This window comes from Paenibacillus lautus NBRC 15380 (assembly GCF_004000945.1).
GTDB classification, from domain to species: Bacteria; Bacillota; Bacilli; order Paenibacillales; family Paenibacillaceae; genus Paenibacillus_AQ; species Paenibacillus_AQ lautus.
Genome location: NZ_BIMF01000001.1, coordinates 177591 through 202261, shown reverse-complemented (window position 1 = coordinate 202261; position 24671 = coordinate 177591). Strand labels below are relative to the sequence as shown.

The following is a 24671-nucleotide window of genomic DNA, read 5'->3' as shown; positions in this document are numbered from 1 at the left end:
AATCGATAGTTAATAAATAAAAATATATATTATGACATGCATTCATATACTTTAGGTTATCAATGAAGGAGGAAGTTACCGTGGAACTGCTTCAGCTGCATTATTTTCAGACGGTGGCCAGAATGGAGCACATGACCAAAGCTGCAAAGGAGCTTCGAATCGCCCAGCCTGCGCTCAGCAAGACAATTGCCCGGTTGGAGGAAGATTTGGGCGTACAGCTGTTTGATCGGCAGAATCGGCAAATCAAACTCAATTCATTCGGGAAAGCTTTTTTGAAAAGCGTAGATACGGCATTATCGGCCATTGAGGAAGGCAAGAGAGAGGTATCGGATTTGGCAGGGATGGAGCGGGGGAGCATTCGCGTTGCAACGACCGCGTTAAGCCGGTTGTCCAAGGCGCTGGGTGCCTTCCGCACACGGTATCCTGATGTGAATTTCCGCATTGTCCAGATTGCGCCCGACTCGATGATGGAGATGGTTCAAATGTTGGAAAACGGTGAGGTCGATCTATGCTTTACCGCAGCGGCATTGGACGAAGACAACATTCAGGAGATCCCGGTTCTCCAGGCCGAGGTGTTTCTGGCGGTGCCTCACGAACACCGATTGGCGGGACGGACCAGCATATCCCTTCAAGAAGTTGCAGGAGAAGCATTCATCGAATACAAAGCAGGCCATCCTTTTCGAAAAATGAACGAGGAGTTCTGCCGATTGGCGGGAATCAGCCGTGACGTCGTCTGTGAAGTGGATGAACCGGCAGCTTTGGGGAGTCTCGTATCGGCCGGACTTGGAGCCGCATTTGTACCCGGGTGCAAAGGGGACGAAAAGCCGCCCTACGCGATGGTACGCATCGAGAAGCCTTCCTGTTACCGCACCTTTACCGTAGCTTGGCTGGAGCGGCGATATTTGTCCAGGGCCGCGAAGGAATTCCAGTCCTTCCTGATAGAGTATTTCGACGAGTTTCAGGAGCCGATGAAGCATAGGGACGTGATCTGACAAGTCACGTCTTTTTCCTGTCCGGGCCCATCCCCTTTTACATAAGCCGAGCCTCCCATACATACAGATTTATAGATCAAAGAACTTTCAAGAGAGGAGTACGATAATCCCTTCACGCAGAAACTGATGACCTACAAGCTGAAGCCGGGACAGGTGTCGATGCTTTCGAAAGGCCGGTTTCACTGGATTTTGACGCTGAGCGACAAAGCCATGATGATGCCTGAGAAATTCATTTCGCGACAACGAAGTCTTCAAACTCCTAGGCGGTTGGTTTCGAAACCGGCCCGGGTGGAGAAGACTTCTTTTTGTATGCCGGATGGCCCGCACGATTTACCTTCCGAAAAAATCCTTGCCTGAAATGGAACGTTCTGGTATGCTATTGTCCTTCTCTCATTTTCGCCTTGTCTGAAGTGGATGGGTCCGCCATCTAAAATGCTTATCGGAGGTGCTTCATGCTTTATTTCACATTGGCTTCCAAAGCCTATGCCCGCAATTTGCAGTACCGCGGCGCCCACATGGTGCACAATATCGCCAGCGCGATGTTCGGCTTCATGTATGCCTGTATCTGGATCGGTCTCGGTGCAGACTACGCGCTCGGAGAATATGGAACGCAGGGAATGGTCGGTTATATCGCCTTTACGCAAGCTGCGCTCTGGGTTTCCAGTTTCGTCACGAATGGCCTCGGCATTCCCCAAGCCGTGCGAACCGGCCATATCTCTCTGGATTTGATGCGTCCCGTTCACTTGTTCAGTCATTTGATGGCCAAGGAATGGGGGCAAATCGCCTACCAATTCGTTTACAAATCGATCCCGATCTACTTGGTGTATTACTTTGCCTTCTCGCTGAATGTACCCGGAAAAGCATCTACCTTCCTCTATGTTGCCATGGCGCTCGCAGGTGCCGCCTATTTATCGATCTGCATCAACTATCTCATCGGCGCATCCGCATTATGGACAACGGAATCGTCTTGGTTGTATTGGGGCAACCACGCGATGATCAATCTTCTTGCCGGCTTCTTTATTCCGATAGAATGGCTGCCGGGTTGGCTTCAGACGATGGCTTGGTGGTCGCCGTATCCTTATCTGCTCTATGTGCCGACCCGAATCTATCTGGGTTTTGATGACGTTTCCTATCTATGGGGTACACTCCTATGGTGCGTGCTGCTTACGCTGGCCAGCCTGCTGGCTACAGGCTTCCTAAGACGGAAAGTGGAGGTGCAGGGAGGATGACCACAAGATCCTGGCTATCTCTGTACGCGCTGCTGATCCGCACCAGCATCAAAAGCCGCATGCAGTACAAATTGAATTTCATATTGGCTTCGTTTCTCGCCGCATTGATTCAAATTTCCGAATTTCTTATGGTCGCTATCGTGCTGTACAAGTTTGGGGCCATACAGGGATGGTCCATGCATGAAATCGGATATTTGTTTGCCATTATGACCTTATCGAAGACGCTCTACCGGACGTTTGCGGATGAAGTGCATCATCTTGAACACTACCTGGTTAACGGTGAGCTTGATCAGCTGCTGACCCGTCCCATGCCGGTACTGCTGGCACTCATGCCGCAGAAATTCCGGATTATGCTGGGGGAAGTGCTGCAGGGCGGTTTTCTGCTCTGGTGGTCGCTGCATGGCATGATGGCGGCAGGTCAGGTGGGATGGAGCGCGATACCGCAATCGTTGTACATTATCGTCACGGGGGCGGTCATCCTGTTCTCGATCGGCCTCGCGACGGCAACGTTCGGTTTTTGGACGACCCGGATCACCGAGCTTCAAAACATTACGGAGGACGCGGCCCGGACGGCAGCCCAGTACCCGCTCACACTCTATCCCAAATGGATGTCATCGATCCTGCTGATCGTGGTCCCGGTCGGTTTAGTCAATTACATCCCGTCATTATACATACTGCGGGGCGAGCTCGGAGCCTGGGTGCTGCCTGCATTGGCTGGAGCGGCTCTGTTATGCCTTTTCTTAAGTCTGAAATTCTGGCAATTTGGTTTAACCAAGTATCAAAGTACAGGGAGCTGAAGGAGGAACCCGTCAATGATTGAAGTCCACAACATTCGCAAGGAGTTCAAAACGCCGGTTGTGAAGGAGGGGCGCTTCTCCGGGCTGCGAACCCTGTTTACGCGAGAATACCGGACGAAGGAAGCCGTGAAGGGAATCAGCTTTCAAGTGGAGCAGGGTGAATTTGTCGGTTACATCGGACCGAACGGGGCGGGCAAATCCACCACCATCAAAATGCTGACCGGCATTCTCCACCCGACCTCGGGCCACGTATCGATCGGAGGCATGAATCCGCACAAGGAACGGCGCACCGTCGTGAACAACCTGGGCGTCGTATTCGGTCAACGGAGCCAGCTGTGGTGGGATTTGCCGGTGAAGGATTCCTACGATATTTTGGCTAAAATGTACTGCGTGGATCAGGCGGACAAGGAGCGCAGACTCGAACAGTTTGCCGAACTGCTGGATTTACAGGCGTTTTGGGAAACGCCCGTGCGCAAGCTGTCGCTCGGACAGCGCATGCGCGCCGACCTCGCGGCCGCGATGCTGCATGACCCGGACGTGCTGTTCCTGGATGAGCCGACGATCGGCCTGGACGTGAACGCCAAACGGAACATCCGTCATTTTCTCAAGCTAATCAATGAGCAATTCGGCAAGACCATACTGCTCACGACGCATGACATGGATGATATCGAACAGCTGTGCAACCGCGTGATGGTCATTAACAACGGCGAGCTGTCTTATGATGGAACGGTAAAGTCTTTACGGGACACCATCGGGCTGCCCACCGTAATCACGGTCACTTTCCGCGGTCCTTTTGTCATTCCCGATCAATCTTTACGCGAAGACGGTCTTTCCGTCCCGATCCGGGTGACAAGCGCGCTGGACAACACCGTCACGATAGAGGTGAACCGCCGCGAGATGAACACGCTTGATATTTTTAAAGAGCTGGGCCGCTGGGGCGAGCTGGATGATATCGATATGGAAGATCCCGATTTTGAAGATGTGATTCATAAGGTCTATTGAACAGAGTCAAAAGTGGGTTTCGCATATTTAATCTAAACTTAAACTTCAAGTCACCTGAATGCTCTTTTCGTTAAGTATGATGAGCTTGAGGTGAATGATATGAACAATTCAAGAATGAAGAAAGCCGGGTATGCGGCTTGCATTGCCGCCGTTCTGTATGGCCTCCCCCATTACTGGTGGGGACTTGGCATCGGGTTTGCATTCCCGGGGGATTTCCAGGAAGCACCTGATGAATTTTGGACGCATGTGATCGGTTACTGGGGAATGGGTACCTTGGCCTTATTGGCAGCTGTATTCGCGCTTGCGTTCGCCAGGCCGTGGGGGTTACGCTTACCGAAATGGATGTTAACGATTCCAGCTGCAATTGGTTCTGTTTTGTTGTCATTATGGGGATTTATCTACTTCGTTCTGCAGTATTTGTTAGCGGTTGGCCGCGTTCAGTCTGCCCCCATGTATGCCACTCAAGATGCAAGTCCCATGGCGGTGTGGGGATACTTCTGGTACGCACTCTTTCTGATCTGGGGAATTTCACTGGGTATTGCAGCATACTATGCTGGAAAAGTACGTAAGCAGAATAAATCAAATGATTTCACTAAATAAAGCATGTAATCTTTTGGATTGGACATTTTTGGTAACCTTGTACAATATAATAGGATACACACCTAAAGAGGAGCCTGCAGGGTTCCTCTTTAATTTGGGTGCAAATGGACATAGAGGAAGTGTAATATAGAGATGAGAGGACGTGAGTCCTCTGCTCTAATCATACGAGCCCAAGAATAACATCTACATACAAAGGATGAGCCACCATGAAGTTGATGAAGCGGATCTGGTTCCGTATCGGTAACCATTACAGGAAGAAGCGGGATTTTGAACAAGCCCTTAAATATATGAGAAAAGGCGAAAGTGCCATTACCAGTTTCAATGATAAGCTGCACTATGCGGAACTGCTGCACAACAGCGGCCATTCGGAAGAGGCCGTAGCTTATTTGGGACGCGTGATCGATACGAGCGGAAGCCATCGCGCTTATGAGCGGCGCGCTCATATTTTGCGTGAGCTGAACCGGGAGCGCGAGGCCATTGAGGATCTGAATGAAGCGATTCGGTTGAATGCCGACAATTATATGAATTGGTATACCCGGGGGATTGCCCACAAGGATTTGAACCAATATGATGAGGCGATCCGGGATCTGAAAGAAAGCATTAAAAGAGAGGACGACAGCACGGTTATTTCGACATACTATGAGCTGGGCATGACCTTTTACGAGAGCGGCAACCCCGCGGAAGCCGCGCATTATTTTCGCCTAAGCATCCAGCAGCCGGAACGCGCCATCCCGATGTATTATTACATGCTGTCCGTATCCCTGGATTTGATGGATCATGTGCAGGAAGCCGTGGGTGTTCTGCAGGAGGGAATCCAGCTGGCCGATCGGTATGAGGCGGAAGCGGATGGCGGATATGCGCTGTTCGCAGGCAGCACGAATTACAGTTATGGGGCATTCCAGACGTTTCAGCGGCAAGTGCGGGAGGCGTATTCCTTTCGAAAATCCATGGCGGACCTGTACGTGCAGCTTGGGGACATGGGACAGGCCGAGCACTATCTGTCGGAGGCCATTGAGCGGTATCCGGATTCATACGAGCTTTACTTAAAGAGAGCGGAGGTCTTCAACCGGTCCGGTAATAAACATGCGGCCCAAGCGGATTTGGAGTGGGCGATTGAAACGGCGCCGGACGATTACCGGGCGTATTTCGATTTGGCCCGGATCTATCGCGAGGATGGCCTGGAAGAGCAAGCCTACGAGCTGATTTCGAAATTGTATGCAAGACAGCCGGAATCCCCGCTGGCCTGCTATTGGATGGCCGACTGCTACTACCGGCTGGGGCGTCAGGAGGAGGCGCTGGCGATCAATGACAAGCTGCTTAAGCTTGAAAATGATGATGCCCCCAACTATGTGCAGCGCGCCGATATTTATATGGAGATGAATGATCTGCCGTCTGCGGAGCAAGCTCTGAAGGAAGCGGCTGCGCTCCAGGACGGGACCGAGATCCGCAACAAGCTCAGTTACGTGCTCTATCTTCAAGGGCGCAATGAGGAAGCGCTGCTTGAGCTGCAGGAAGCGGTTAAGCAGGAGGAGTCCTTCTCCGAGCATCCGACATACCTGGCGGCCAGCGGTCATATTTACAAGGAGATGGGCATGTGGGATCTCGCCATCGATGCTTATTCCCAGGCGATTCAGGCGCATCCGTCGAATCCGAGATTTTATGAGTTTCGTGCCGTTTGCTTTGTGGAGACCGGACAGCTTGAACGTGGATTAGCGGACTGCGCTCAAGGGCTCAGCTTGAACCCGGGGCAAGGAAGCTTGTACAGCCTGCGAAGCGGAATCTATTATACGATGGCGGATTACGCGCGGGCGAAGGAAGATACGCTGCAAGTGCTGGAGCTTTCGCCGGGCCATCCGGGCGCTTATTTCAGACTGGGACAGATTTATTACAAGGATCAGGACGAGGATGCGGCATTGGCTGCTTTTGACGAGGTACTGAAGCTGGTTCCCGAGCATGCCGACAGCTATCTGTACAAAGCCCATATCTATTACGGCCAGTTCGAGCATGAGGATGCCATACAGGCGATCGTGAACTGGAGCTTGCATCTCCAGAAGAAGATGTCCCCGGCGGACAAAATCCAAGCCATCGAAGGTTTGGAGGGCTTTGAGGAAGGTTTGCTGGATAAGGCGGTAGAACGGTTAACGGGCATGTATGGGCATCAGCTTTATTTGTCCTGAGAACTTGCACTTTCTGGCAGCGATGAAGTGGTGTCACATTTTGTTTAAAATTATGGTATGATTCAATAGTTGTTGCAGCATAACATGCTCGCAGGCTGTATAGCCAAGCGGGCTTTCTTCATGTGCAAGGAGGGGGATTATGATGATCTCACTGCAAGAGGTCAGTAAAAGCTTTGGCAGCGGGAGTGACCGTTATCAGGCTATAGACGCTGTCTCTCTCGATATTGAGGAGGGAAGCATACACGGCATCATCGGCACGAGCGGAGCCGGGAAATCGACGCTGCTGCGCCTCATGAACGTACTGGAGAGACCGGATTCCGGCCGAGTCGTGGTGAATGGCCAGGAGCTGACTTCCCTTGGCGGCAGGGAGCTTCGGGAGGCCAGAAGATCGATTGGCATGATCTTTCAGCTGTTCCAGCTGGTCAGCAACCGGACGGTATGGGGCAATGTGTCCATGCCGCTTGAGCTGGCGAAGGTACCGAAGGCCCAGCGGGCGAATCGTGTCCAGGAGGTTCTGCGTTTTGTCGGGCTTGAGGATAAAGCGAAGTCGTATCCCGCTCAGCTAAGCGGCGGGCAGAAGCAGCGGGTAGCGATTGCCAGAGCGTTAGCCAATTCGCCGACCGTCTTATTGTGCGATGAGCCGACCTCTTCCTTGGATCCGCAGACAACTGCAGATATTCTGGAGGTGCTCCGGCATATCAACCGGACGCTGGGGGTAACCATCGTGATCGTTTCCCACGAGATGGACGTGGTGAACGGCATTTGCGACCTTGTGTCCGTGATGGAGAACGGGCGTCTGAACAGAACGTACCGTAATCAGCTAAACGATGGAGAGGCTTCTCGGGGTTCTGGATCTTCAACGGACGGTGCAGGGAAAGTGGGGGATTTTTGATTCCATGCATGATATCATTCCATATTTGAGCGATTATTTCGCCTATGTCCTGCAGTATCAGAATGAAATATGGCGGGCGATTGGCGAGACATTCATCATGGTGGGCATATCGATTGCTGCCGCTATAATACTGGGTCTTCCGGTCGGAACACTTCTCTTTTTGTGCCGAAAAGGCCAGCAGTATGAGAATCGCTTGTTATTCTCCATTCTGAATGCCTTGGTTAACGTCATACGGTCTTTCCCGTTCCTGCTTCTGGTTGTCATGATGATTCCGGTCACGAGGTGGATCGTCGGCACATCCCTCGGGACGCTGGCAGCTGCCGTACCTTTATCCGTCGTTGCGGTGGCTTACTATTCAAGATTGGTAGAGCAATCTTTGCTGGAGGTGCCGAAGGAAGTGATGGAGGCTGCCGCTTCCATGGGGGCATCCACACTCCAGATGATATACAAATTCCTGTATGTGGAGGCCCGTTCGGGCCTTGTGCTCGGGCTGACAACATCCACGATCAGCTTTATCTCGTACTCCACGGTAATGGGCATCGTGGGTGGCGGCGGCGTCGGGGATTTTGCAATCCGCTATGGGTACCAGCGATTTGAGGGGGAGCTTATGTCATTTACGATCATCATCATGATCATTCTGGTACAGTCAATCCAGTTCGGCGGAAACCTGGCATCCAGGCTGCTGGATAAGAGAAAAGTTTAATTATTCTTTTGAAACGTATTTACACAGATTATATTTTACCGGGAGGTAACCAACGATGAATAAGAAATTAATGCTGCTGATGCTGACCCTCTTGCTGGTGCTGGCAGGCTGCGGACAGCAACCTGCCAAGGACAAAGCTCCGGAGAGCGCTGCATCCGATACCACGAAAGAAGTTACGTTAAAAGTCGCAACGCTCATTCCGCCAATGACCGAGGTGCTTGACCTGGTGAAGCCGATGCTGAAGGAAGAAGGCATCAATCTGGATATCCAGATTCTGTCCGATAATGTGCAGCCGAACAATGCGCTGGCCCATAAAGAGGTGGATGCAAACTTCTTCCAGCATGTGCCGTACATGGAAGAATACAATGCAAACAACGGGTCGGAGCTGGTTCCGGTCACGCCGATCTATAATGCCGTTTTTGGGGCTTACTCCAAAAAATATAAAAACATTGAAGAACTTCCGGATGGTGCGACGATAGCGATTCCTAACGACCCTTCCAACATCGGTCGTTCCCTGGTGATGTTCGAGAAGAACGGTCTGCTCAAGCTGAAGGAAGGGGTCGGCATCCATGCGACGCAGGGCGATATTGTGGAGAATCCGCACCAATACAAGTTCACCGAGGTCGATCTGCTGATGCTGGCCCGTACCCTCGACGACGTCGATATGGTTGCCATGACGCCGGCTTATGCGAAACCGCTGGGACTTACCCCTAAGAAGGATGCTCTGGTAACCGAAGGCAACGACTCTGATTTCACGATTACGCTGGTGGCCCGTAAAGATAATGTGGATTCGGAGCCGATTCAGAAGCTTGCGAAGGCGATGACCAGCCCGGAAGTGAAGAAGTTCTTCGAGGATAACTATTCCGAGATTGCGCTGCCGGCTTTTGAATAAAGCGCGAATCTTAGGGTTCGCAATAACCGTTCTCCGAGGTTTTGGGGGAACGGTTATTTTTTTGAGCGCGGCCAAATATGGTATACTCTTGATGGATTTGAGAGGTGCATCTTACATACCCATACGTATTGGAGTTGAGAATTTATGAAAAAAGAAGTAATCGACAGACTCATTACCTATGCACAAGTGGATACGCAGTCAGACGAGAACAGTAATACTTGCCCTTCGACACCAGGACAGCTGACGCTGGGTCAGCTGCTGGTGGACGAGCTGAAGGAAATCGGCATGCAGGACGTAACGATGGATGAGAATGGTTATGTGATGGCTGCACTTCCGGCAAACTCGGATAAACCAATCCCTACGATCGGCTTTTTGGCACATATCGATACGGCGACCGATTTTACGGGTGCCGGTGTCAAGCCGCAGATTGTCGAACAATATGACGGACAAGACATCATTTTGAACAGAGCACAGAATGTGGTGCTCTCCCCGCGGGATTTTCCGGAGCTGAACGGCTACAAGGGGCATACACTCATAACAACGGACGGCACCACCTTGCTTGGAGCTGATGACAAAGCGGGAATTGCCGAGATTATGACAGCTATGAATTACCTGATCCAGCATCCGGAGCTGAAGCACGGTAAAATCCGGGTTGCTTTTACGCCGGACGAGGAGATCGGAAGAGGGCCGCACAAGTTCGACGTGGAGGCCTTTGGGGCTAAATACGCGTATACGATGGATGGCGGACCGCTGGGGGAGCTTCAGTACGAAAGCTTTAATGCGGCAGCGGCGCTTGTAACTTGCAAAGGCAAGAATGTCCATCCCGGAACGGCTAAAGGCAAAATGGTCAACGCGGCGAAAATCGCCATGGAGCTGAACGGTATGCTCCCTGTGGAAGAAGCGCCTGAACATACCGAAGGTTATGAAGGCTTCTATCATCTTACTTCCATCGAGGGCGATGTGGAGCTGACCGAGCTCCGTTATATTATCCGCGATCATGACCGGGAGCTGTTTGAAGGAAGAAAGGCCAAGCTGGCCTCCATCGTAGAGGAGCTTCAAAACAAATATGGAGCCGAGCGAATCATCCTTCAGATGAAAGATCAATATTACAATATGCGCGAAAAAATCGAGCCGGTCAAGGAAGTGGTCGACATCGCCCAGACAGCAATGGAGAAGCTGGGAATCAACCCGATCATCGAACCGATCCGCGGTGGCACCGACGGTTCTCAACTGTCGTACATGGGCCTGCCGACACCCAATATTTTCACGGGCGGGGAGAACTACCACGGGCGTTATGAGTATGTATCGGCCGACAATATGGTATTGGCCGTTCAAACGATTGTTGAGATCGTGCAGCTGTATGAGGCGCAGGCATAAGTTATATCGTTTCAAAAAGAGCTGCCGGCAGGAGTGCCGGCAGCTTTTTCGTCTGCTCTTGTTCGACCCGCATTAGTACCTAGGCCTATATAGATGATGCTTTAGGAGAGCTTTTCTCCAGGCTGTATTTATATTCGCTTGGGGTCATGCCCGTCCATTTGCGGAACTGCTTGGAGAAATAGAGGGCATCATTGAAACCGACGGAGGAGGCAATCTCATGGATGGAGAAGGACGATTTCATGAGCGATTTGGCCTTTTCGATGCGTACCTTCATGAGGTACTGCATGGGAGAGAGGCCCGTATGCTGTTTGAACATCTTGGATAAGTGCGCCCGGTGATAGCCAAGCGCCTTCGCCATCTGATCGATGGAGAGCTGTTGGTGATACTGGGTCGAGATCCATCTCTCGGTCTGCCTTACGCCCCGCTCGATATCAGGCACGTCATTGGAGTTCGACGGAAGATGCTCACGGTTTAACATCGCCAGCTTATGGAGCAGCAATCGGAGCCACCCCGAAGCCTGAAGATCCTCAAGCCAGGGGTGATCCGATTGGTTAAAGCCGATGCGCAGATGACGATACATCTCGGCCAGGGAGCGTAGCTCGGCTTCATCCGTGCAGCGGATAATCGGTCTAGCGGGTGTGACGCCCATATCAGCCAGCAGCAAGTTGGTTCCCTTCTCCTGTAGAGCTACCCAGTTGTAATGCCAGGGATTCCGGTCGTCCGCTTCATAGCTGAAAAGAACGCCGGGAAGGATCACGAAGGTATCGCCTGCCTGGCAATGATGTACGATGCCGGCACACTCAAATATGCCTTGACCTGTCAAGACGGTGTGAATGAGGCAGTAATCATGGATGATGGGCCCGATTTTGTGGCGCGGTACGGGAGTACCCTCCCCGCTGAACAGGATGTTCAGGTCGTGACCGCCCGGCGAAGGATTCATACCAATCGTGTAGAGTGTATGGTCCGGCAAAATGGACATGCGTTTAGCCCCCCTTAAACGTATGCGATATCAATTGATGAAGTGGATGCTGTGTTAGGGTTAGCTTACCTAATGAAACAACAAATGTCCATATCACACTTGTTTTGCTCCATATTCAAAAAAGACCGATTATCATATAGTTAGTCTTGTGAAAGTGTATTAATTCATGGAGTTTAGGGAGGGGATTTATTGATGTCTAAGATTACATTTATCGGAGCAGGAAGTACCGTGTTTGCCAAGAACGTTCTGGGGGATTGCATGCAGACACCGGCTTTGCAGGGGTTTGAACTTGCTTTGTATGATATTGACCCGATCCGTTTGAAAGACTCGGAGAACATGCTGAATAATATAAAGAAAACCAGCGGCAGCACCTGTGTCGTCAAATCATACAGTGACCGCAAGGAGGCTCTTCGCGGAGCACAATATGTCATTAACGCGATTCAGGTTGGGGGCTACGATCCGTGTACGATCACGGACTTCGAGATTCCGAAGAAGTATGGACTCAGACAGACGATTGCCGACACCGTGGGAATCGGCGGGATATTCCGTAACCTCCGTACCATCCCGGTCATGCTGGATTTCGCAGCTGATATGCGGGAAGTTTGTCCGAACGCATTGTTCCTGAACTATACGAATCCAATGGCCGTGCTGACCAATGCCATGAACACGCTGGGCGGCGTGCAAACCGTAGGTTTGTGCCACAGCGTACAGGCATGCATTCCGCATCTGTTCGATAATTTGGGAATGGAAAAGGAAGGCGTGCAGGCCAAAATCGCCGGCATCAACCATATGGCATGGCTGCTTGAGGTAACGAAGGACGGCGTGGACCTCTATCCGGAAATTAAGAAGCGCGCGGCCGAGAAGCAGAAGGAGAAGCATCATGATATGGTCCGTCTCGAGATGATGCTAAACTTCGGTTACTACATCACGGAGTCGTCCGAGCATAACGCCGAATACCATCCGTATTTCATCAAGCGTAACTATCCGGAACTGATCGAGCGCTTTAACATCCCGCTGGATGAATATCCACGTCGCTGCGTGAACCAAATCGAGGGATGGAAGGCAATGCGCGAGGATCTGGTAAACAACCAGGATCTGACGCACAACCGCTCCCATGAATACGCATCCTACATTTTAGAAGCGATCGAGACCAATGTTCCGTTCAAAATCGGCGGCAACGTGATGAATACGGGACTGATCACGAACCTTCCGAAGGAAGCCTGCGTCGAGGTTCCGTGCCTGGTCGATGCCAGCGGCGTAACACCGACTTATGTCGGCGATCTGCCTCCGCAATGTGCCGCGCTGAACCGCACCAATATCAATACCCAGCTGCTGACGCTGGAAGCGGCGGCAACCGGCAAGAAGGAGCATATCTATCATGCAGCGATGCTCGACCCGCATACGGCTGCCGAGTTGTCCATCGATGATATTAAGAGCCTGTGCGACGATCTGATCGAAGCACATGGTGATTGGCTCCCTAAATACCAATAAGTTAAATAGATGGAATAAACGCAAACTCAAGGTGCGAGTAGATTCTCGCTCCTTGAGTTTTTTGTTCGATTTTCTTCTATCGATGGTCGCCATGATATAATAAATAAAAATTCGAGGATTAGCCCTATGTTTTAACGACAAAGGCATGGGATCGGAGTTCCTGGATCCCATATGAAAATAGCCATAAGGGGGCCCGGAATGAAGCTGAGGTTATTCATCAGTCTGCTGTTGCTGCTGTTCTCGGCAGGATGTACCCGGGATGTGTCCGTGTTTGAATCTACGATTTATACACTTGGTGACGACGTGATCAACGTTGATTGTTCCGAAGAAGTGAATCGTAACCGGGAGAACCACACGGATGAGGGGTATCACTGTGAGGTACTAGTTACCGAAACCACTTCACTGAGGAACAAGGAGGGAGGAACCATCACGCTGGATGAACTAAAGGCCGACGATCTTATCCGGATTACATTAAAAAAGCCATTGAATATAAGCAAAAACAACAGAAGTTTTGCAGCAAAAGAAATTGTATTACTGCATCAATAAAAGAGAGACGCACTGGTAGCTACAGCGGCGTCTCTCTTTTTCGTTAATGGATTGCATGCGGAAATCATCTATGGATTTATATTGGCATGCGGGAGTGTGATGAGAAACTCGGTCCCTGATCTTGGCGAGCTCCGTACCGAGACGCTTCCATTCATGGCACGGATGGCTTGATAGGAGAAGGTGAGTCCAAGCCCGGTGCCGCTCATTTTGGTGGAATAGTAGATCGAACCGAGTCGGCTCAATTGCTCAGGGGTCATTCCGACCCCGTTATCCTTGATTTCGATGGCCACCTGCTCCGCTTCTTCATAGATGGTGATGTGGACCGTACCTCTGTCAACGTCTTTACTGGCCTCAATCGCATTCTTAATAAAGTTGACCAACAGCTGCTTGAGCTCCGCCGGACTGCCTAAAATGTAGATGGGGAGCTGAGGGTAGTCAGCGCTGAGGGTCACGTTGCTCATATTAGCATATGAAGTCATGAGCTCAACGACGGACTTGATCTGGGCGGAGAGCTCGATTCTTTGCTGAAACGGCAAGTGAGGTTTGCTGATCGAGAGGTATTCGGACAAGATTTGCTCGGTCCGGCGAATTTCCTCCATGCTGATTTCCAGAAAACGTTCGGTTTTTTCCTGAGGGAACGTACCGCTCTTAATTAATTGCAGGAATCCAAGCACGGTGGTCAGCGGATTGCGGACCTCATGGGCAAGGGATGCGGCGACATGATTGACGGCTTCGGCTTTCTCATTTTGGATGTACCGCAGATAAAATTCTTTGTCGGATACGGATTTGTTAAACAGCGTAACGAGAAGCCAAATTCCGAGCGAGTTGTGAACCGGCATAGCTAGAATATTGAATACGAAGTTATTCACGATGTAGTCAGGTTTGGTTATGTAGAGTAACAAGAGCGGGAGAAGAGAGAAGCTGATGCCGGCTATAAAAATGATCCATAATTTGTGTTTGCTTCGGTGATACAGGAATGACAGCAGAATAGACAGCGGAAAAGTGAAGATCAATATAATGATGGCGTCGATCATGCCGGCTCCGCCAATGTACAGCCGATAAATTAGAAATTCCACAAGCAGGATTACCCCTGTCGTGAACCCTCCAAATAACATGCCGAAGAACATAATGACATACCGTACGTCAAAAATCACCCCGCTTTGAACACTCGAAGCAAAGGTCATGGACAACAGCATACACAGCGAACAAATAACAATGATGAAATTACGGGAATAGTTGACTGTCAGTTTTCTGTAATAGATGTTGTATGCGACAAAAGGCATCAACGCAAACAATAGCTGCAGTAAAACATCTTTAATCACAGGCAGTAGGCCCACCCCTTTAAAGGATATCGAATCGTTCGCTAGATTAACCATGTCCATTCAAGTTCGACGTCAAAAACGAAAAATCCTTGAACGTTGAATAAAATAACAAAATTTATTCGTACTTAGATTGAAACGAGGAACATATAAATCCATCAAGAAAACGCTTGCAGACAATTGATGCACACATGATCCAGACACTCAGCATTTAAGAGACGAACACATTTCCATGAATGGAGGGTTCACAAGTGAAGCTGAAAACCGTTCTGAGACCCATGTTCATTCTTTTGTTGGTCGCGTCTTTTTTTGCTGCCGGATGCCAGAGTGTAACGCCACCGACAGTATCAGATCCGCCGCCGTCTAAAGAAGAGGTAAAGACACCCGGAGGCAGTGATGAGCCGGCACCGCAGGGCGATGCGAAAGCGACGCCGAGAAATGAAACGCTTTACGTGAACGGTTTGCAATGGGGGGCACCTACGAATTTTAACCTGCTTAGCGGAAACCCGGCGTTTCCGATTAACTACGGGAACTCCAGGGAACTCGTCTATGAAACCTTGTTTATGGTCAATCAGCTGACAGGCGAGTTAGAGCCGCTGCTGGGTACCAAGTATGAATGGACCGACGATCTGACCTTGAAGATCGAATTGAACAAGGATGCCAAATGGAGCGACGGCAAGCCGTTCACTTCCGATGATGTCGTCTATACCTACCAGCTCGGCAAAAAGTATGACATCAACTGGAGCAGCTTCTGGACCTACATCGAGGACGTAACGGCAGATGGACCGCAAACGGTGAACATCAAGCTGAATAAAGACAATCCGAACAAATTGACGGTGCTCGACAGCATCGAGGTCATGCCGATGCTGCCTAAGCATGTATGGGAAGAGGTCGAGAAGAAAGCTAATAACGACCTTGCCACCATTCGTAAAGAAGTCAACGAGGACCCGATCGGAACAGGGCCTTACAAAATGTATTTTTACAATGATCAGAAGATCACGATTGTCCGGGACGATAACTATTGGGGTCAGGCGCTCTTTGGCAAGCTGCCGGCTCCCAAATACATTACCCATGTCATCTATAAAGACAATGCAGCGGGCGACCTGGCATTCAAGAGCGGTCAGGTAGACGTATCGCAGCAGTTTATTCCGCAGGTATGGAAAATGTGGGAGGGCGGGGCTCCGGTTAAAACCTATATTAAAGACGCTCCATATTATGTGCCCGGCTCCATGCCATCGATCTTCTTCAACATGTCGAAGGAAGGACTCAACCATCCGGATGTCAGAAGAGCGATTGCCATGGCGATCGATTACGGCAAAATTTCGGAGCTGGCCATCAGCGGCTACTCGGCTCCAATGGAGCCGTCGTTGACGCTGAATACGGAAGCCGAAGCGAAATATGTAGACCAGGCGGCCATCAAACCGCTCCAGTGGACAACGGACGTAGATGCGGCCAATGCACTCCTTGATTCGATCGGTGCCGCGAAGGGAAAAGACGGCATCCGCGTCTTGAACGGAACTCGCCTCGGCCCGTTTGAAATCGAATGTCCATACGGCTGGTCGGATTGGAATGCGGCGCTTGAGATTGTCGCTCAGAACGCGAAGGCAATCGGTATCGAGATTCGAACCAAATTCCCGGAAGCGCCCGTATGGACCAATGATTTACAGACCGGCAAGTTCGATATCATCATGAACACGCCTGCCGGCGGGGTCAGCCCGAGCCAGCCGTGGAACCGTGCCATGACCATCATGTACTCCAAGGGCGTTGCGCCGATGGGCGAAATGGCATTCTACAACTGGGGCCGGTATAAGAACGATCAAGCAGATGCCATCATCGAGAAGATTCCTACAATCACGGACGAAGCTGAATTGAAAGCGCTCTACACCGAATTGACCCAAATCTGGTTGAAGGAGATTCCATCGATTCCGCTCATGTATCGTCCATGGGTATTCGACACCGTCAATGAATCGGTATGGAAAGGGTTCCCGACCGAAGGAGACGGCAGCAATATCCCGCCTCAAATTTCGATGGATGGAGCCGGCACCAAGTCGCTGTATCAGATTCATAACTGATGCATATAACTCAATGAACCAAGACCTATATTAGCGGATTTGCACCCCTGATATAGGTCTCTTTTCCACCAAATTCAGGGTGTGATCCATGGGGGTGAGCTGCTTGAGCGTTTACGGAAAATATATCGTCAAGAAGTTCTTCTGGTACTTTCTAACGCTGGTGATTGCCGTCACGCTGAATTTCCTGTTGCCCCGGATGATTGAGGGGAATCCGGTAAGCATGATTGTGTCCGAGATGACGCAGGGGATGACCGACAGCGATACGATCAAACGGGTCTATGAGACGTTTCTCGTTGAGTTCGGAATCGACAAGCCTTTATGGGAGCAGTTCTTCATCTATCTGAAAAATTTGGCGACAGGCAACCTGGGCACTTCATTCGGGCTGTATCCGAAACCGGTAACGGAAATTCTGGCCTCGGCGGTTCCCTGGACAATCGGGCTTCAGCTTCCAGCCATTCTGGTTGGCTGGCTGATCGGGAACGTGCTGGGCGCCGTTGCGGCTTACCGCAAAGGCGTGTTCGATAAAGTGATATTCCCGGTGGCCTTGTTCGTGAATTCCATTCCGTTCTTCACCCTGGCCATTATTATGCTGTATGTGTTCGCCCTGTCCCTGAACTGGTTTCCGCTGCACGGGGGCTACGATTATCAGATGGTGCCGTCACTCAGCTTTGAATTTTTCGCTTCCGTACTTAGGCATCATACGCTTCCATTTCTATCGATCGTGCTGGTTACGATTGGCGGCCAAGCCATTGGCATGCGGGAGATGTCCATCTATGAGCTGAATTCGGATTATGTGCTGTACAGCAAACTTCTGGGTATACGGGATTCCAAGATCGCGAGGTATGTATTTCGGAATGCGATGCTGCCCCAGATCACGGGCTTGGCGTTATCCATCGGTACGATGGTGGGCGGTTCGCTGATCTGTGAGATCGTATTCAGTTATCCGGGAATCGGAACCTGGATGTTCACGGCGATCCGTCAGCTGGATTATCCGTTAATTTCGGGCTGCACTCTCTTGATCGCCCTGGCTGTGCTGCTGGCCAACTTTACGATTGACCTAATCTACGGCTGGATCGATCCAAGAATCAAGGCCGCTCAGATGGAGGATCAATAATATGAATAGTTCCTTTCGCATATTGATCAAATCGCCAAAGTTTATGTTCGGAGCCTGCATGCTGCTGGCTATGATCGGCATGGTGCTGATCTACCCGCTCTTTAACCGCAATGACCCGCTGGAGATGATCGCCCTGGCGTACCAGCCGCCGGATTCGAAGCTGCTGCTGGGGTCGGATAACTTCGGCAGGGATTTATTCCTTGAATTGATCTATGGTATTCGGACCTCCTTGCAGGTCGGGCTGATTGCCGGCGTATTTGCTACCGTGATCGGTCTTGTGATCGGTTTAGCCTCAGGTTACATCGGAGGCATGATCGATAATCTGCTGACCGCGATCACCAACATCTTCATCGTGATACCTTCCTTTGTCATCCTGATTCTGATCTCGGTCAGTATCGATTCGCGCAGCTCGTTTGTTACGGCCGTCATTATCGGCATTACCAGCTGGCCCTGGACGGCCAGGGCCGTACGTGCACAGACATCCTCGCTCCGCAACCGGGATCATGTGAATATCGCGAAAATATCCGGGTACAGCACGCCGCGCATTATCATCTCGGAGATTTTGCCGTACATCGCTTCCTATGTTGTCATGGCTTTCGTGCTGCAGACGGCATCGGGCATTCTGTCCGAGGCTTCCATCTCGATGTTGGGGCTGGGACCGTACAACACGATTTCCCTTGGCATTATCATGAACTGGGCACTCGTATTTGAAGCACCCGTTGCCGGCGCGTGGTGGGCCTTCATCCCGGCGGCGATCTCCATCGCCATCATCACCTTCTCCTTGTACATGATGAACACCGGCATGGATGAAATATTCAATCCGAAGATTAGGAGCTGATGGGGCCTTGAGCACAAATATACTGGAAGTTAACGAATTGAAAACCTATTACCGTACCCGGTTGAAGGAGCATGTATATGCCGTAGACGGCGTGAGCTTCTCACTCGAGAAGGGGAAGACGCTTGGCATTGCCGGTGAATCCGGCTGCGGCAAATCGACCCTTGCGCTCAGCCTGATGGGATTCTATTTTTCACCACTGCATTTTGGCAGCGGCTCGATTGTCATCAACGGTACGGACATTATGAAGCTTGGCAAGGAACAGCTCCGTTCCCAGGTGTCGGGAAGAGAGATTTCGTATATCCCGCAAGCAGCTATGAATGCCCTGAATCCTACGCTCAAAATCATTCATTTTGTCGAGGATATTATGAAGGAGCATCGCCCTGAGCTGAACAAGAAGCAGGTGTGGGATATGGCGGCGGAACGGTTCGAAACCTTGAATTTGTCGACCAAGGTACTGAACTCCTATCCGAACGAGCTGTCAGGCGGCATGAAGCAGCGGACGGTTATCGCAATCTCCACCATTCTGAATCCCAAAGTGCTGATAGCGGACGAACCGACCTCAGCGCTGGACGTAACCTCGCAGAAAGCGGTGATCAAGCTGCTGAAGAGTCTGCTGGATCGGGGCTATATTCAGTCTCTGGTATTCATCACGCACGAGCTGCCGCTGCTTTATCACGTAACAGATGACATCATTGTCATGTATGCAGGGGAGATCGTGGAGCGCGGAACCGCAGAGCAAATGATTTTTGACCCGATACACCCGTATACGAAAAAACTGATGGGTTCCATCATTGTGCCGGAGGAAGGCATGAAAGGACATAAGCTGGCCGCCATCCCGGGAACCCCGCCTAATCTGAAGAACGTGCCGGAGGGGTGCCGGTTCGCGGATCGCTGTTCCTATGTGCAGGACGCCTGTCGGAAGGGAAAGATTACGAGCCAGACCGTGGAGGATCGAATATATCGCTGCATCGTGGAACCGGATGTGCTTAAGGAGTGGTATGCGAATGAAGAGGAATGATGTCCTGATTCGGGGAGAGCATCTTACAAAGGTATTCGGTTACGGGAAACAGAAGACAACCGCCGTAGAGGATATTAGCTTTACCTTCCATGAAGGCGAAATTATATCGATTGTCGGCGAGAGCGGAAGCGGCAAAACGACACTGGCCAAAATGATCATGGGCCTGCTGAAGGAGAGCAGCGGTACGATTGAATATATGGGCAAGCCAAGGCAGTTGAAGCGGCACAGAGACCGAAAACGCTATTGGAAAAACATTCAGGCGATCTTCCAGGACCCGTTCTCTTCGTTCAATCTGTTCTACAAAGTCGAGAAACTGCTGCTCGATTGCATCAAGCTGCAGGGTGATAAACTGACGAAGGAGGAGCAATTCCGCAAAATGAAGGAAGCGTGCTCCTTCGTCAATCTGAAGTTTGAAGAGCTGCACAATAAATACCCGTTCGAACTGTCCGGCGGGCAAATGCAGCGCCTGATGATCGCCCGGATCTTCATGCTTCATCCGAAACTGCTGATTGCGGATGAACCGACCTCCATGGTCGACGCATGCTCAAGGTCTACGATACTGGATATGCTCTTGAAGCTGCGGGATGAGAACAACATGACGATTATTTTCATTACTCATGACGTAGGGCTTGCTTATTATGTAAGCGATACGCTGTATATTATGGAGCAGGGGAAAGTCGTGGAGCGGGGACCGGCGGAAGAGGTTATCTTAAATCCGCAGCATCCTTATACCCAGCAGTTGATTTCAGATGTGCCCAAGATCCACTCCGAGTGGGATTTGGCATGAGCGACGTGAACGATGGAAATCTCATGATGGAAAAGCTCGAAGCGTAACGCTGCTTCGGGCTTTATTTTGTTAAAAAATTCCGCTATATGCGGACTGTCTTCTGAGAAAGTACGTCGATAGACATTTTTGTTATAGCGCGCACAGAAATAGAGACCCTTTCGCTTCGTTTATTTTCGCGGATATGACACTCCGAGTGGTTACGGTAAAATTTCTCTATTCTTGATCTTCGCATTTGTGAAGGATCTGCCGATAAATGATATGGCTGCCATTTGATTTATCCCGCAGCTCGCATTCGGTATACCGCAAAGCATCAGACGTGACTGCGTGTATGCTTCATAAGGAGACCATCAAACATCATGTGTACTTACATCTTGGGGGCAACGATCTTGGTATTAGTCGCCCTCACCATCATTTTCTGGATTTCCTTGTACAGAAGCGGTTATCAGCGGAAGTTAAGCCATCAGGCCTTGGACATGGCCGAAGGCAGATTCCGCCTGCTAGATGATATGCTGCTTACACTTGATGTTGGCATTTGGTCGTACGATTTCGGCACAAGGAGGATCCAAAATACTTCTTTGGCTTTTCATAAAATCACAGGTTATTCACATCGTGATTTCGCGGACGGTCTTTCCTGGGAAACGCTAATCCACCCAGAGGATATGACGCTGTTCCGATCGTTGATAGACAAACTTCGACAAGGCGAGGCCGTTCATACCGAATACCGAATGATCCATGCGGAGGGTGACGTTCGCTGGGTCCAGGTGAAGATGATTCCGACGTTGAAGGACTCTGGGCAATTAATCCGTACAGATGGCATTGTCGTTGATATTACGGCACGCTTCCGCATGGAAGAGGCGCTGTATGACATCATGGAATGCAAGAAGATGGAACAAGCGCTTAAAGAAAGCATGAACCGGTATCGCAGGCTGGTCGAATTATCTCCAATTGCCATTGCAGTCTGCAAGGATCGCAAGCTGATGTACGTGAATCCGGCCGGACTTCGGATTCTTGGAGCGGCTGGACCCGAGAGCATCCTGGGTACCGACCCTTGGGACTGGGTGCTTGATCCCTATGAGGAGTGGGCACGCAAACGGCTCACGCGGCTTATTCGAACAGGTGAGGTTGTGCCAGAGGAATTATCCATAAAACGAGTGGACGGAGAGCGGGTCGATGTCGTGGCAACGGCCTTGTATGATGCGGAATCGGACGCGATTGAAATTTTTTTCGAGAATATTACCGCCCGCAAATCAGCGGAACGAGCTCTTATGGAAAGCGATCGTATCAATCGTCATATTCTGGATATTGCTCCTGTTGCGATGTTCCTGCACTCCGATTTTTCTTATATTTATGCGAACCCCGCAGGCTTTTCCTTATTGGGACTCACGGATATCGAACAATTAGCGGGAACTTCGCTCCAGGACATCATTCCCTCGGATCAGGTAGAGTTCGTGATTTCGGAGGTTGAGCATGTGTACGAAAGCGGGAATACCTCGGAGCTCGCCGGGAACAAACTGGTCCGGCTGGATGGAACGATCATTGATATTGAGGCAATAACCACGCCGATCCCATATATAGGACGCAATAAAGCACTTACCATTATTCGGGATGTTACAGAGCAGAAGAGGGCGGAACGGGAACGGATTGCGGCCGAAAGGCTTGTCCGAGAGAGCGAGGACCTGTATTTCAGGCTGCAGATGAGTCTGGATCAATTCTCCTCCGATCTTTTCGGGATGGTGAAGATAAGCGAATTGAATGCCCGTATCGTGCGGGAAATCAAGAAGGTACTGGGGACGGATCGGGTGAGCCTCATACAGATCAACCACCACAGCCTGCATATCAAGATCCAAGGGGGCCATAAAGATCCGCCACAAGGGGTGCTGCATGCGATCCATACATGCGGTCCCGAGCATATTCCGTTCTGTAAACTGTTTGAGATGTCTGACGGATATTTTGTCAAGATTGGAGAAATGAACGGGGACAGCAGCATTGTTTGCATTGGTGGAGAGGTTCCTCAGCTTATGATTCAGGCCCAAAAAATATGGCTGGAGACCATTACGCGCTATGCAAGTGTTCTGTACGATAACTTTCGCGTCATTGAGGATTTGACGAGGGAACTGGAGAAGCTGGGTTCATCCCAGCAGATCATGCCCCTATGGCTGCTGCGACTGATGCTGCATTTATCCGAGAATGAACGAAAGCGATTGTCCCAGGATCTTCATGATGCCGCGCTCCAGGAACAGATTATATGGTACAGAAAATTAAATCAGATTACATCGGATCATGAGCTGCCAGAGCATCTGCGTCCACAGCTGGAGGAAATCGAGCAGGGGCTTCTGGATGTGATTTATCAGATTCGAATTACGTGCAACGAGCTTCGTCCCCCACTGCTGAAGGAGGAGGGGTTGGAACGTTCGCTCGAGGCATTGTTTGAATTTACCCAGCTGCGCACCAATTATTCGATACAGTTCGACTGCTCGAACTTCGATGATGATATCAGTGACGATCATTTGATTGGACTGTACAGAATTGTTCAGGAGCTGCTGGCCAATGCCACGAAGCATTCCAACGCGACGGAGGTAAAGCTCCGTTTGTCCACCCAGTCGGATGAAGTCAATCTGAGTTATGAAGACAACGGGATTGGAATCGACCCCAGCCAGCAATCGGACCAATTCAACAGCATGGGGATCGGCGGCATGAAGGAACGGGTGAGAAGCATGAACGGCAAAATCCAGTTCGACTCATCGGATAGCGGGGGGTTGGCTGTCTATATATCCATAACGGCAAGGTGAATTCCGCCGGCAGCGAAGCAAGCAAGATACCAGACCGAAGGAGTCATGAGTGACGATGATCGAAATTTTATTGGTGGATGACCATCCCTCGGTGATGGAGGGAACCAAGGTGCTGCTTGAGCAGGAAAAGGATATGTTCGTGAAGCTGGCGAATACGCCGGAGCGGGCGCTGGAGCTGGTGAGCACGCTGCATTTTGACGTGATGCTGATTGATATGCACATGCCGGGCATGAACGGAATTGATTTGGCCAAGCAGATACTCCGGATTGCTCCGGACGCGGTGATGCTGATTTATACGGGCTTTGAAGTCAGCAATCATTTTAATTTGATTATGGAGGCCGGACTGGCTGGTTTTGTCTCGAAAACGTCGGGCAAAGAGCAGTTGGTAACGGCTGTTCGGTGTGCGCTGCGAGGAGAAGTCGTTCTGCCGTTGACACTCGTGAAGCAGCTCCGTCGTGTTACCGCAAATGGTCCGGAACGGACGGCAGGGGCGCCGGCAGCCCAGTCTATAACCGATAAAGAATATAATATTCTCAAGGAAATCGCTCGCGGAAAGAGCAACAAAGAGATTGCGGGAACGGTGATCATGAGCCAGCGTTCACTCGAGTACTGCTTAACCAATCTCTTTCAAAAGTTGAATGTAAAGTCACGCATAGAAGCTGCACTGAAGGCAAAGCAAATGGGAATTCTCTCGGATTCGGATTTTGTCCAGATGGGCTGATAGTAGCTCTCCTTCCGATTCAGATCATGAAGCATGTATCCCTTGACATGTTCAAAGGTAATTTCGCTACTATTCGACAACAATCGCAGGGAAGCCCGCAAAATTCTTGCGTGAGCACGCAAGAGAATTTCGGTTACGAAAGGTATGTAAGTGTATATGCTTATGTTACTGGATGAATATAGTCTGTAAGTAGGAAGGGTGGTTGCTTTAGGCATGACAAAGGACCTATTTGAATATGGTGTCGATGACCTCTTGTCACAGGAAGAGATTGAGGAAGTTTTGGCGCAGCTCGAAGAAGAGTGGAATGAATTTAACAGCCGGAAGAAGCGAGGGTGA

At 50.6% G+C, this 24671-nt stretch carries 23 protein-coding genes; 21 read left to right on the top strand and 2 right to left on the bottom strand.

Annotated elements, in window-relative coordinates:
• The first annotated feature begins 80 nt into the window (after positions 1-80).
• The 11 genes from PLA01S_RS00930 to pepT all read left to right on the top strand — a co-directional run bounded on the left by PLA01S_RS00930 (position 81) and on the right by pepT (position 10661).
• Complete coding sequence (locus PLA01S_RS00930; RefSeq protein ID WP_127589634.1) at positions 81-992, top strand: LysR family transcriptional regulator; 912 nt, start codon at positions 81-83, stop codon at positions 990-992.
• 126 nt (positions 993-1118) lie between these two features.
• Positions 1119-1349 (top strand): hypothetical protein, encoded by a 231-nt coding sequence (locus PLA01S_RS31825; protein ID WP_164817248.1) that lies wholly within the window; start codon positions 1119-1121, stop codon positions 1347-1349.
• A 95-nt stretch (positions 1350-1444) separates the two neighbouring features.
• A complete protein-coding gene (locus tag PLA01S_RS00925) occupies positions 1445-2221 on the top strand; it encodes an ABC transporter permease (protein WP_127589633.1) in 777 nt (258 codons plus the stop codon).
• Entirely contained in the window at positions 2218-3018 is an 801-nt protein-coding gene (locus tag PLA01S_RS00920; protein WP_127589632.1) for an ABC transporter permease, read from the top strand. The genes PLA01S_RS00925 and PLA01S_RS00920 overlap by 4 nt, the downstream gene beginning before the upstream one ends.
• Before the next feature lie 15 nt (positions 3019-3033).
• On the top strand, positions 3034-4020 hold the full coding sequence (locus tag PLA01S_RS00915) for an ABC transporter ATP-binding protein (protein ID WP_127589631.1): 987 nt from the start codon (positions 3034-3036) through the stop codon (positions 4018-4020).
• Positions 4021-4119: 99 nt separating this feature from the next.
• Positions 4120-4620: a DUF3995 domain-containing protein gene (locus PLA01S_RS00910; protein WP_127589630.1), complete on the top strand. Its 501-nt coding sequence runs from the start codon at positions 4120-4122 to the stop codon at positions 4618-4620.
• 206 nt (positions 4621-4826) lie between these two features.
• On the top strand, positions 4827-6797 hold the full coding sequence (locus tag PLA01S_RS00905; RefSeq protein ID WP_127589629.1) for a tetratricopeptide repeat protein: 1971 nt from the start codon (positions 4827-4829) through the stop codon (positions 6795-6797).
• A gap of 142 nt (positions 6798-6939) precedes the next feature.
• Positions 6940-7689 (top strand): methionine ABC transporter ATP-binding protein, encoded by a 750-nt coding sequence (locus PLA01S_RS00900; protein WP_127590077.1) that lies wholly within the window; start codon positions 6940-6942, stop codon positions 7687-7689.
• 4 nt (positions 7690-7693) lie between these two features.
• Entirely contained in the window at positions 7694-8392 is a 699-nt protein-coding gene (locus PLA01S_RS00895; RefSeq protein ID WP_127589628.1) for a methionine ABC transporter permease, read from the top strand.
• Positions 8393-8447: 55 nt separating this feature from the next.
• On the top strand, positions 8448-9284 hold the full coding sequence (locus tag PLA01S_RS00890) for a MetQ/NlpA family ABC transporter substrate-binding protein (protein WP_127589627.1): 837 nt from the start codon (positions 8448-8450) through the stop codon (positions 9282-9284).
• Positions 9285-9428: 144 nt separating this feature from the next.
• Positions 9429-10661 carry a peptidase T gene (gene pepT, locus PLA01S_RS00885; RefSeq protein ID WP_127589626.1) on the top strand — a complete coding sequence of 411 codons (1233 nt, stop codon included), beginning with the start codon at positions 9429-9431 and terminating at the stop codon, positions 10659-10661.
• Positions 10662-10746: 85 nt separating this feature from the next.
• On the opposite strand, the gene PLA01S_RS00880 is transcribed toward pepT, so the two are convergent.
• Positions 10747-11640 (bottom strand): helix-turn-helix transcriptional regulator, encoded by an 894-nt coding sequence (locus PLA01S_RS00880; RefSeq protein ID WP_127589625.1) that lies wholly within the window; start codon positions 11638-11640, stop codon positions 10747-10749.
• A 192-nt stretch (positions 11641-11832) separates the two neighbouring features.
• On the opposite strand from PLA01S_RS00880, the gene PLA01S_RS00875 reads away from it, so the two are divergent.
• A complete protein-coding gene (locus PLA01S_RS00875) occupies positions 11833-13131 on the top strand; it encodes an alpha-glucosidase/alpha-galactosidase (RefSeq protein WP_100540687.1) in 1299 nt (432 codons plus the stop codon).
• A gap of 198 nt (positions 13132-13329) precedes the next feature.
• Entirely contained in the window at positions 13330-13677 is a 348-nt protein-coding gene (locus PLA01S_RS00870) for a hypothetical protein (RefSeq protein WP_127589624.1), read from the top strand.
• A 68-nt stretch (positions 13678-13745) separates the two neighbouring features.
• Here PLA01S_RS00870 and PLA01S_RS00865 read toward each other — a convergent pair whose 3' ends face one another.
• Positions 13746-15053 carry an ATP-binding protein gene (locus PLA01S_RS00865; protein ID WP_127590076.1) on the bottom strand — a complete coding sequence of 436 codons (1308 nt, stop codon included), beginning with the start codon at positions 15051-15053 and terminating at the stop codon, positions 13746-13748.
• Between the two features lie 194 nt (positions 15054-15247).
• Between PLA01S_RS00865 and PLA01S_RS00860 the strand changes: the two genes are divergently transcribed.
• From PLA01S_RS00860 to PLA01S_RS32770, 8 genes are all read left to right on the top strand, one after another.
• A complete protein-coding gene (locus PLA01S_RS00860; RefSeq protein WP_127589623.1) occupies positions 15248-17068 on the top strand; it encodes an ABC transporter substrate-binding protein in 1821 nt (606 codons plus the stop codon).
• A gap of 103 nt (positions 17069-17171) precedes the next feature.
• Complete coding sequence (locus PLA01S_RS00855) at positions 17172-18182, top strand: ABC transporter permease (protein ID WP_113056503.1); 1011 nt, start codon at positions 17172-17174, stop codon at positions 18180-18182.
• Between the two features lies 1 nt (position 18183).
• A complete protein-coding gene (locus tag PLA01S_RS00850; protein WP_071223543.1) occupies positions 18184-19020 on the top strand; it encodes an ABC transporter permease in 837 nt (278 codons plus the stop codon).
• A 7-nt stretch (positions 19021-19027) separates the two neighbouring features.
• Entirely contained in the window at positions 19028-20038 is a 1011-nt protein-coding gene (locus PLA01S_RS00845) for an ABC transporter ATP-binding protein (RefSeq protein ID WP_127589622.1), read from the top strand.
• A complete protein-coding gene (locus PLA01S_RS00840) occupies positions 20025-20825 on the top strand; it encodes an ABC transporter ATP-binding protein (protein ID WP_127589621.1) in 801 nt (266 codons plus the stop codon). The genes PLA01S_RS00845 and PLA01S_RS00840 overlap by 14 nt, the downstream gene beginning before the upstream one ends.
• A 356-nt stretch (positions 20826-21181) precedes the next feature.
• Positions 21182-23614 carry a sensor histidine kinase gene (locus PLA01S_RS00835; protein WP_127589620.1) on the top strand — a complete coding sequence of 811 codons (2433 nt, stop codon included), beginning with the start codon at positions 21182-21184 and terminating at the stop codon, positions 23612-23614.
• A gap of 55 nt (positions 23615-23669) precedes the next feature.
• Complete coding sequence (locus tag PLA01S_RS00830) at positions 23670-24335, top strand: response regulator transcription factor (RefSeq protein ID WP_127589619.1); 666 nt, start codon at positions 23670-23672, stop codon at positions 24333-24335.
• 213 nt (positions 24336-24548) lie between these two features.
• Positions 24549-24671, top strand: coding sequence for a hypothetical protein (locus PLA01S_RS32770; RefSeq protein WP_272868127.1), 123 nt, complete (start codon positions 24549-24551; stop codon positions 24669-24671).

Coding starts and splice junctions, on each gene's coding strand:
- PLA01S_RS31825 (WP_164817248.1), top strand. CDS start 1,119: ATGACCTACAAGCTGAAGCCGGGACAGGTGTCGATGCTTTCGAAAGGC.
- PLA01S_RS00925 (WP_127589633.1), top strand. CDS start 1,445: ATGCTTTATTTCACATTGGCTTCCAAAGCCTATGCCCGCAATTTGCAG.
- PLA01S_RS00920 (WP_127589632.1), top strand. CDS start 2,218: ATGACCACAAGATCCTGGCTATCTCTGTACGCGCTGCTGATCCGCACC.
- PLA01S_RS00915 (WP_127589631.1), top strand. CDS start 3,034: ATGATTGAAGTCCACAACATTCGCAAGGAGTTCAAAACGCCGGTTGTG.
- PLA01S_RS00910 (WP_127589630.1), top strand. CDS start 4,120: ATGAACAATTCAAGAATGAAGAAAGCCGGGTATGCGGCTTGCATTGCC.
- PLA01S_RS00905 (WP_127589629.1), top strand. CDS start 4,827: ATGAAGTTGATGAAGCGGATCTGGTTCCGTATCGGTAACCATTACAGG.
- PLA01S_RS00900 (WP_127590077.1), top strand. CDS start 6,940: ATGATCTCACTGCAAGAGGTCAGTAAAAGCTTTGGCAGCGGGAGTGAC.
- PLA01S_RS00895 (WP_127589628.1), top strand. CDS start 7,694: ATGCATGATATCATTCCATATTTGAGCGATTATTTCGCCTATGTCCTG.
- PLA01S_RS00890 (WP_127589627.1), top strand. CDS start 8,448: ATGAATAAGAAATTAATGCTGCTGATGCTGACCCTCTTGCTGGTGCTG.
- pepT (WP_127589626.1), top strand. CDS start 9,429: ATGAAAAAAGAAGTAATCGACAGACTCATTACCTATGCACAAGTGGAT.
- PLA01S_RS00880 (WP_127589625.1), bottom strand. CDS start 11,640: ATGTCCATTTTGCCGGACCATACACTCTACACGATTGGTATGAATCCT.
- PLA01S_RS00875 (WP_100540687.1), top strand. CDS start 11,833: ATGTCTAAGATTACATTTATCGGAGCAGGAAGTACCGTGTTTGCCAAG.
- PLA01S_RS00870 (WP_127589624.1), top strand. CDS start 13,330: ATGAAGCTGAGGTTATTCATCAGTCTGCTGTTGCTGCTGTTCTCGGCA.
- PLA01S_RS00865 (WP_127590076.1), bottom strand. CDS start 15,053: ATGGTTAATCTAGCGAACGATTCGATATCCTTTAAAGGGGTGGGCCTA.
- PLA01S_RS00850 (WP_071223543.1), top strand. CDS start 18,184: ATGAATAGTTCCTTTCGCATATTGATCAAATCGCCAAAGTTTATGTTC.
- PLA01S_RS00840 (WP_127589621.1), top strand. CDS start 20,025: ATGAAGAGGAATGATGTCCTGATTCGGGGAGAGCATCTTACAAAGGTA.
- PLA01S_RS00835 (WP_127589620.1), top strand. CDS start 21,182: ATGTGTACTTACATCTTGGGGGCAACGATCTTGGTATTAGTCGCCCTC.
- PLA01S_RS00830 (WP_127589619.1), top strand. CDS start 23,670: ATGATCGAAATTTTATTGGTGGATGACCATCCCTCGGTGATGGAGGGA.
- PLA01S_RS32770 (WP_272868127.1), top strand. CDS start 24,549: ATGACAAAGGACCTATTTGAATATGGTGTCGATGACCTCTTGTCACAG.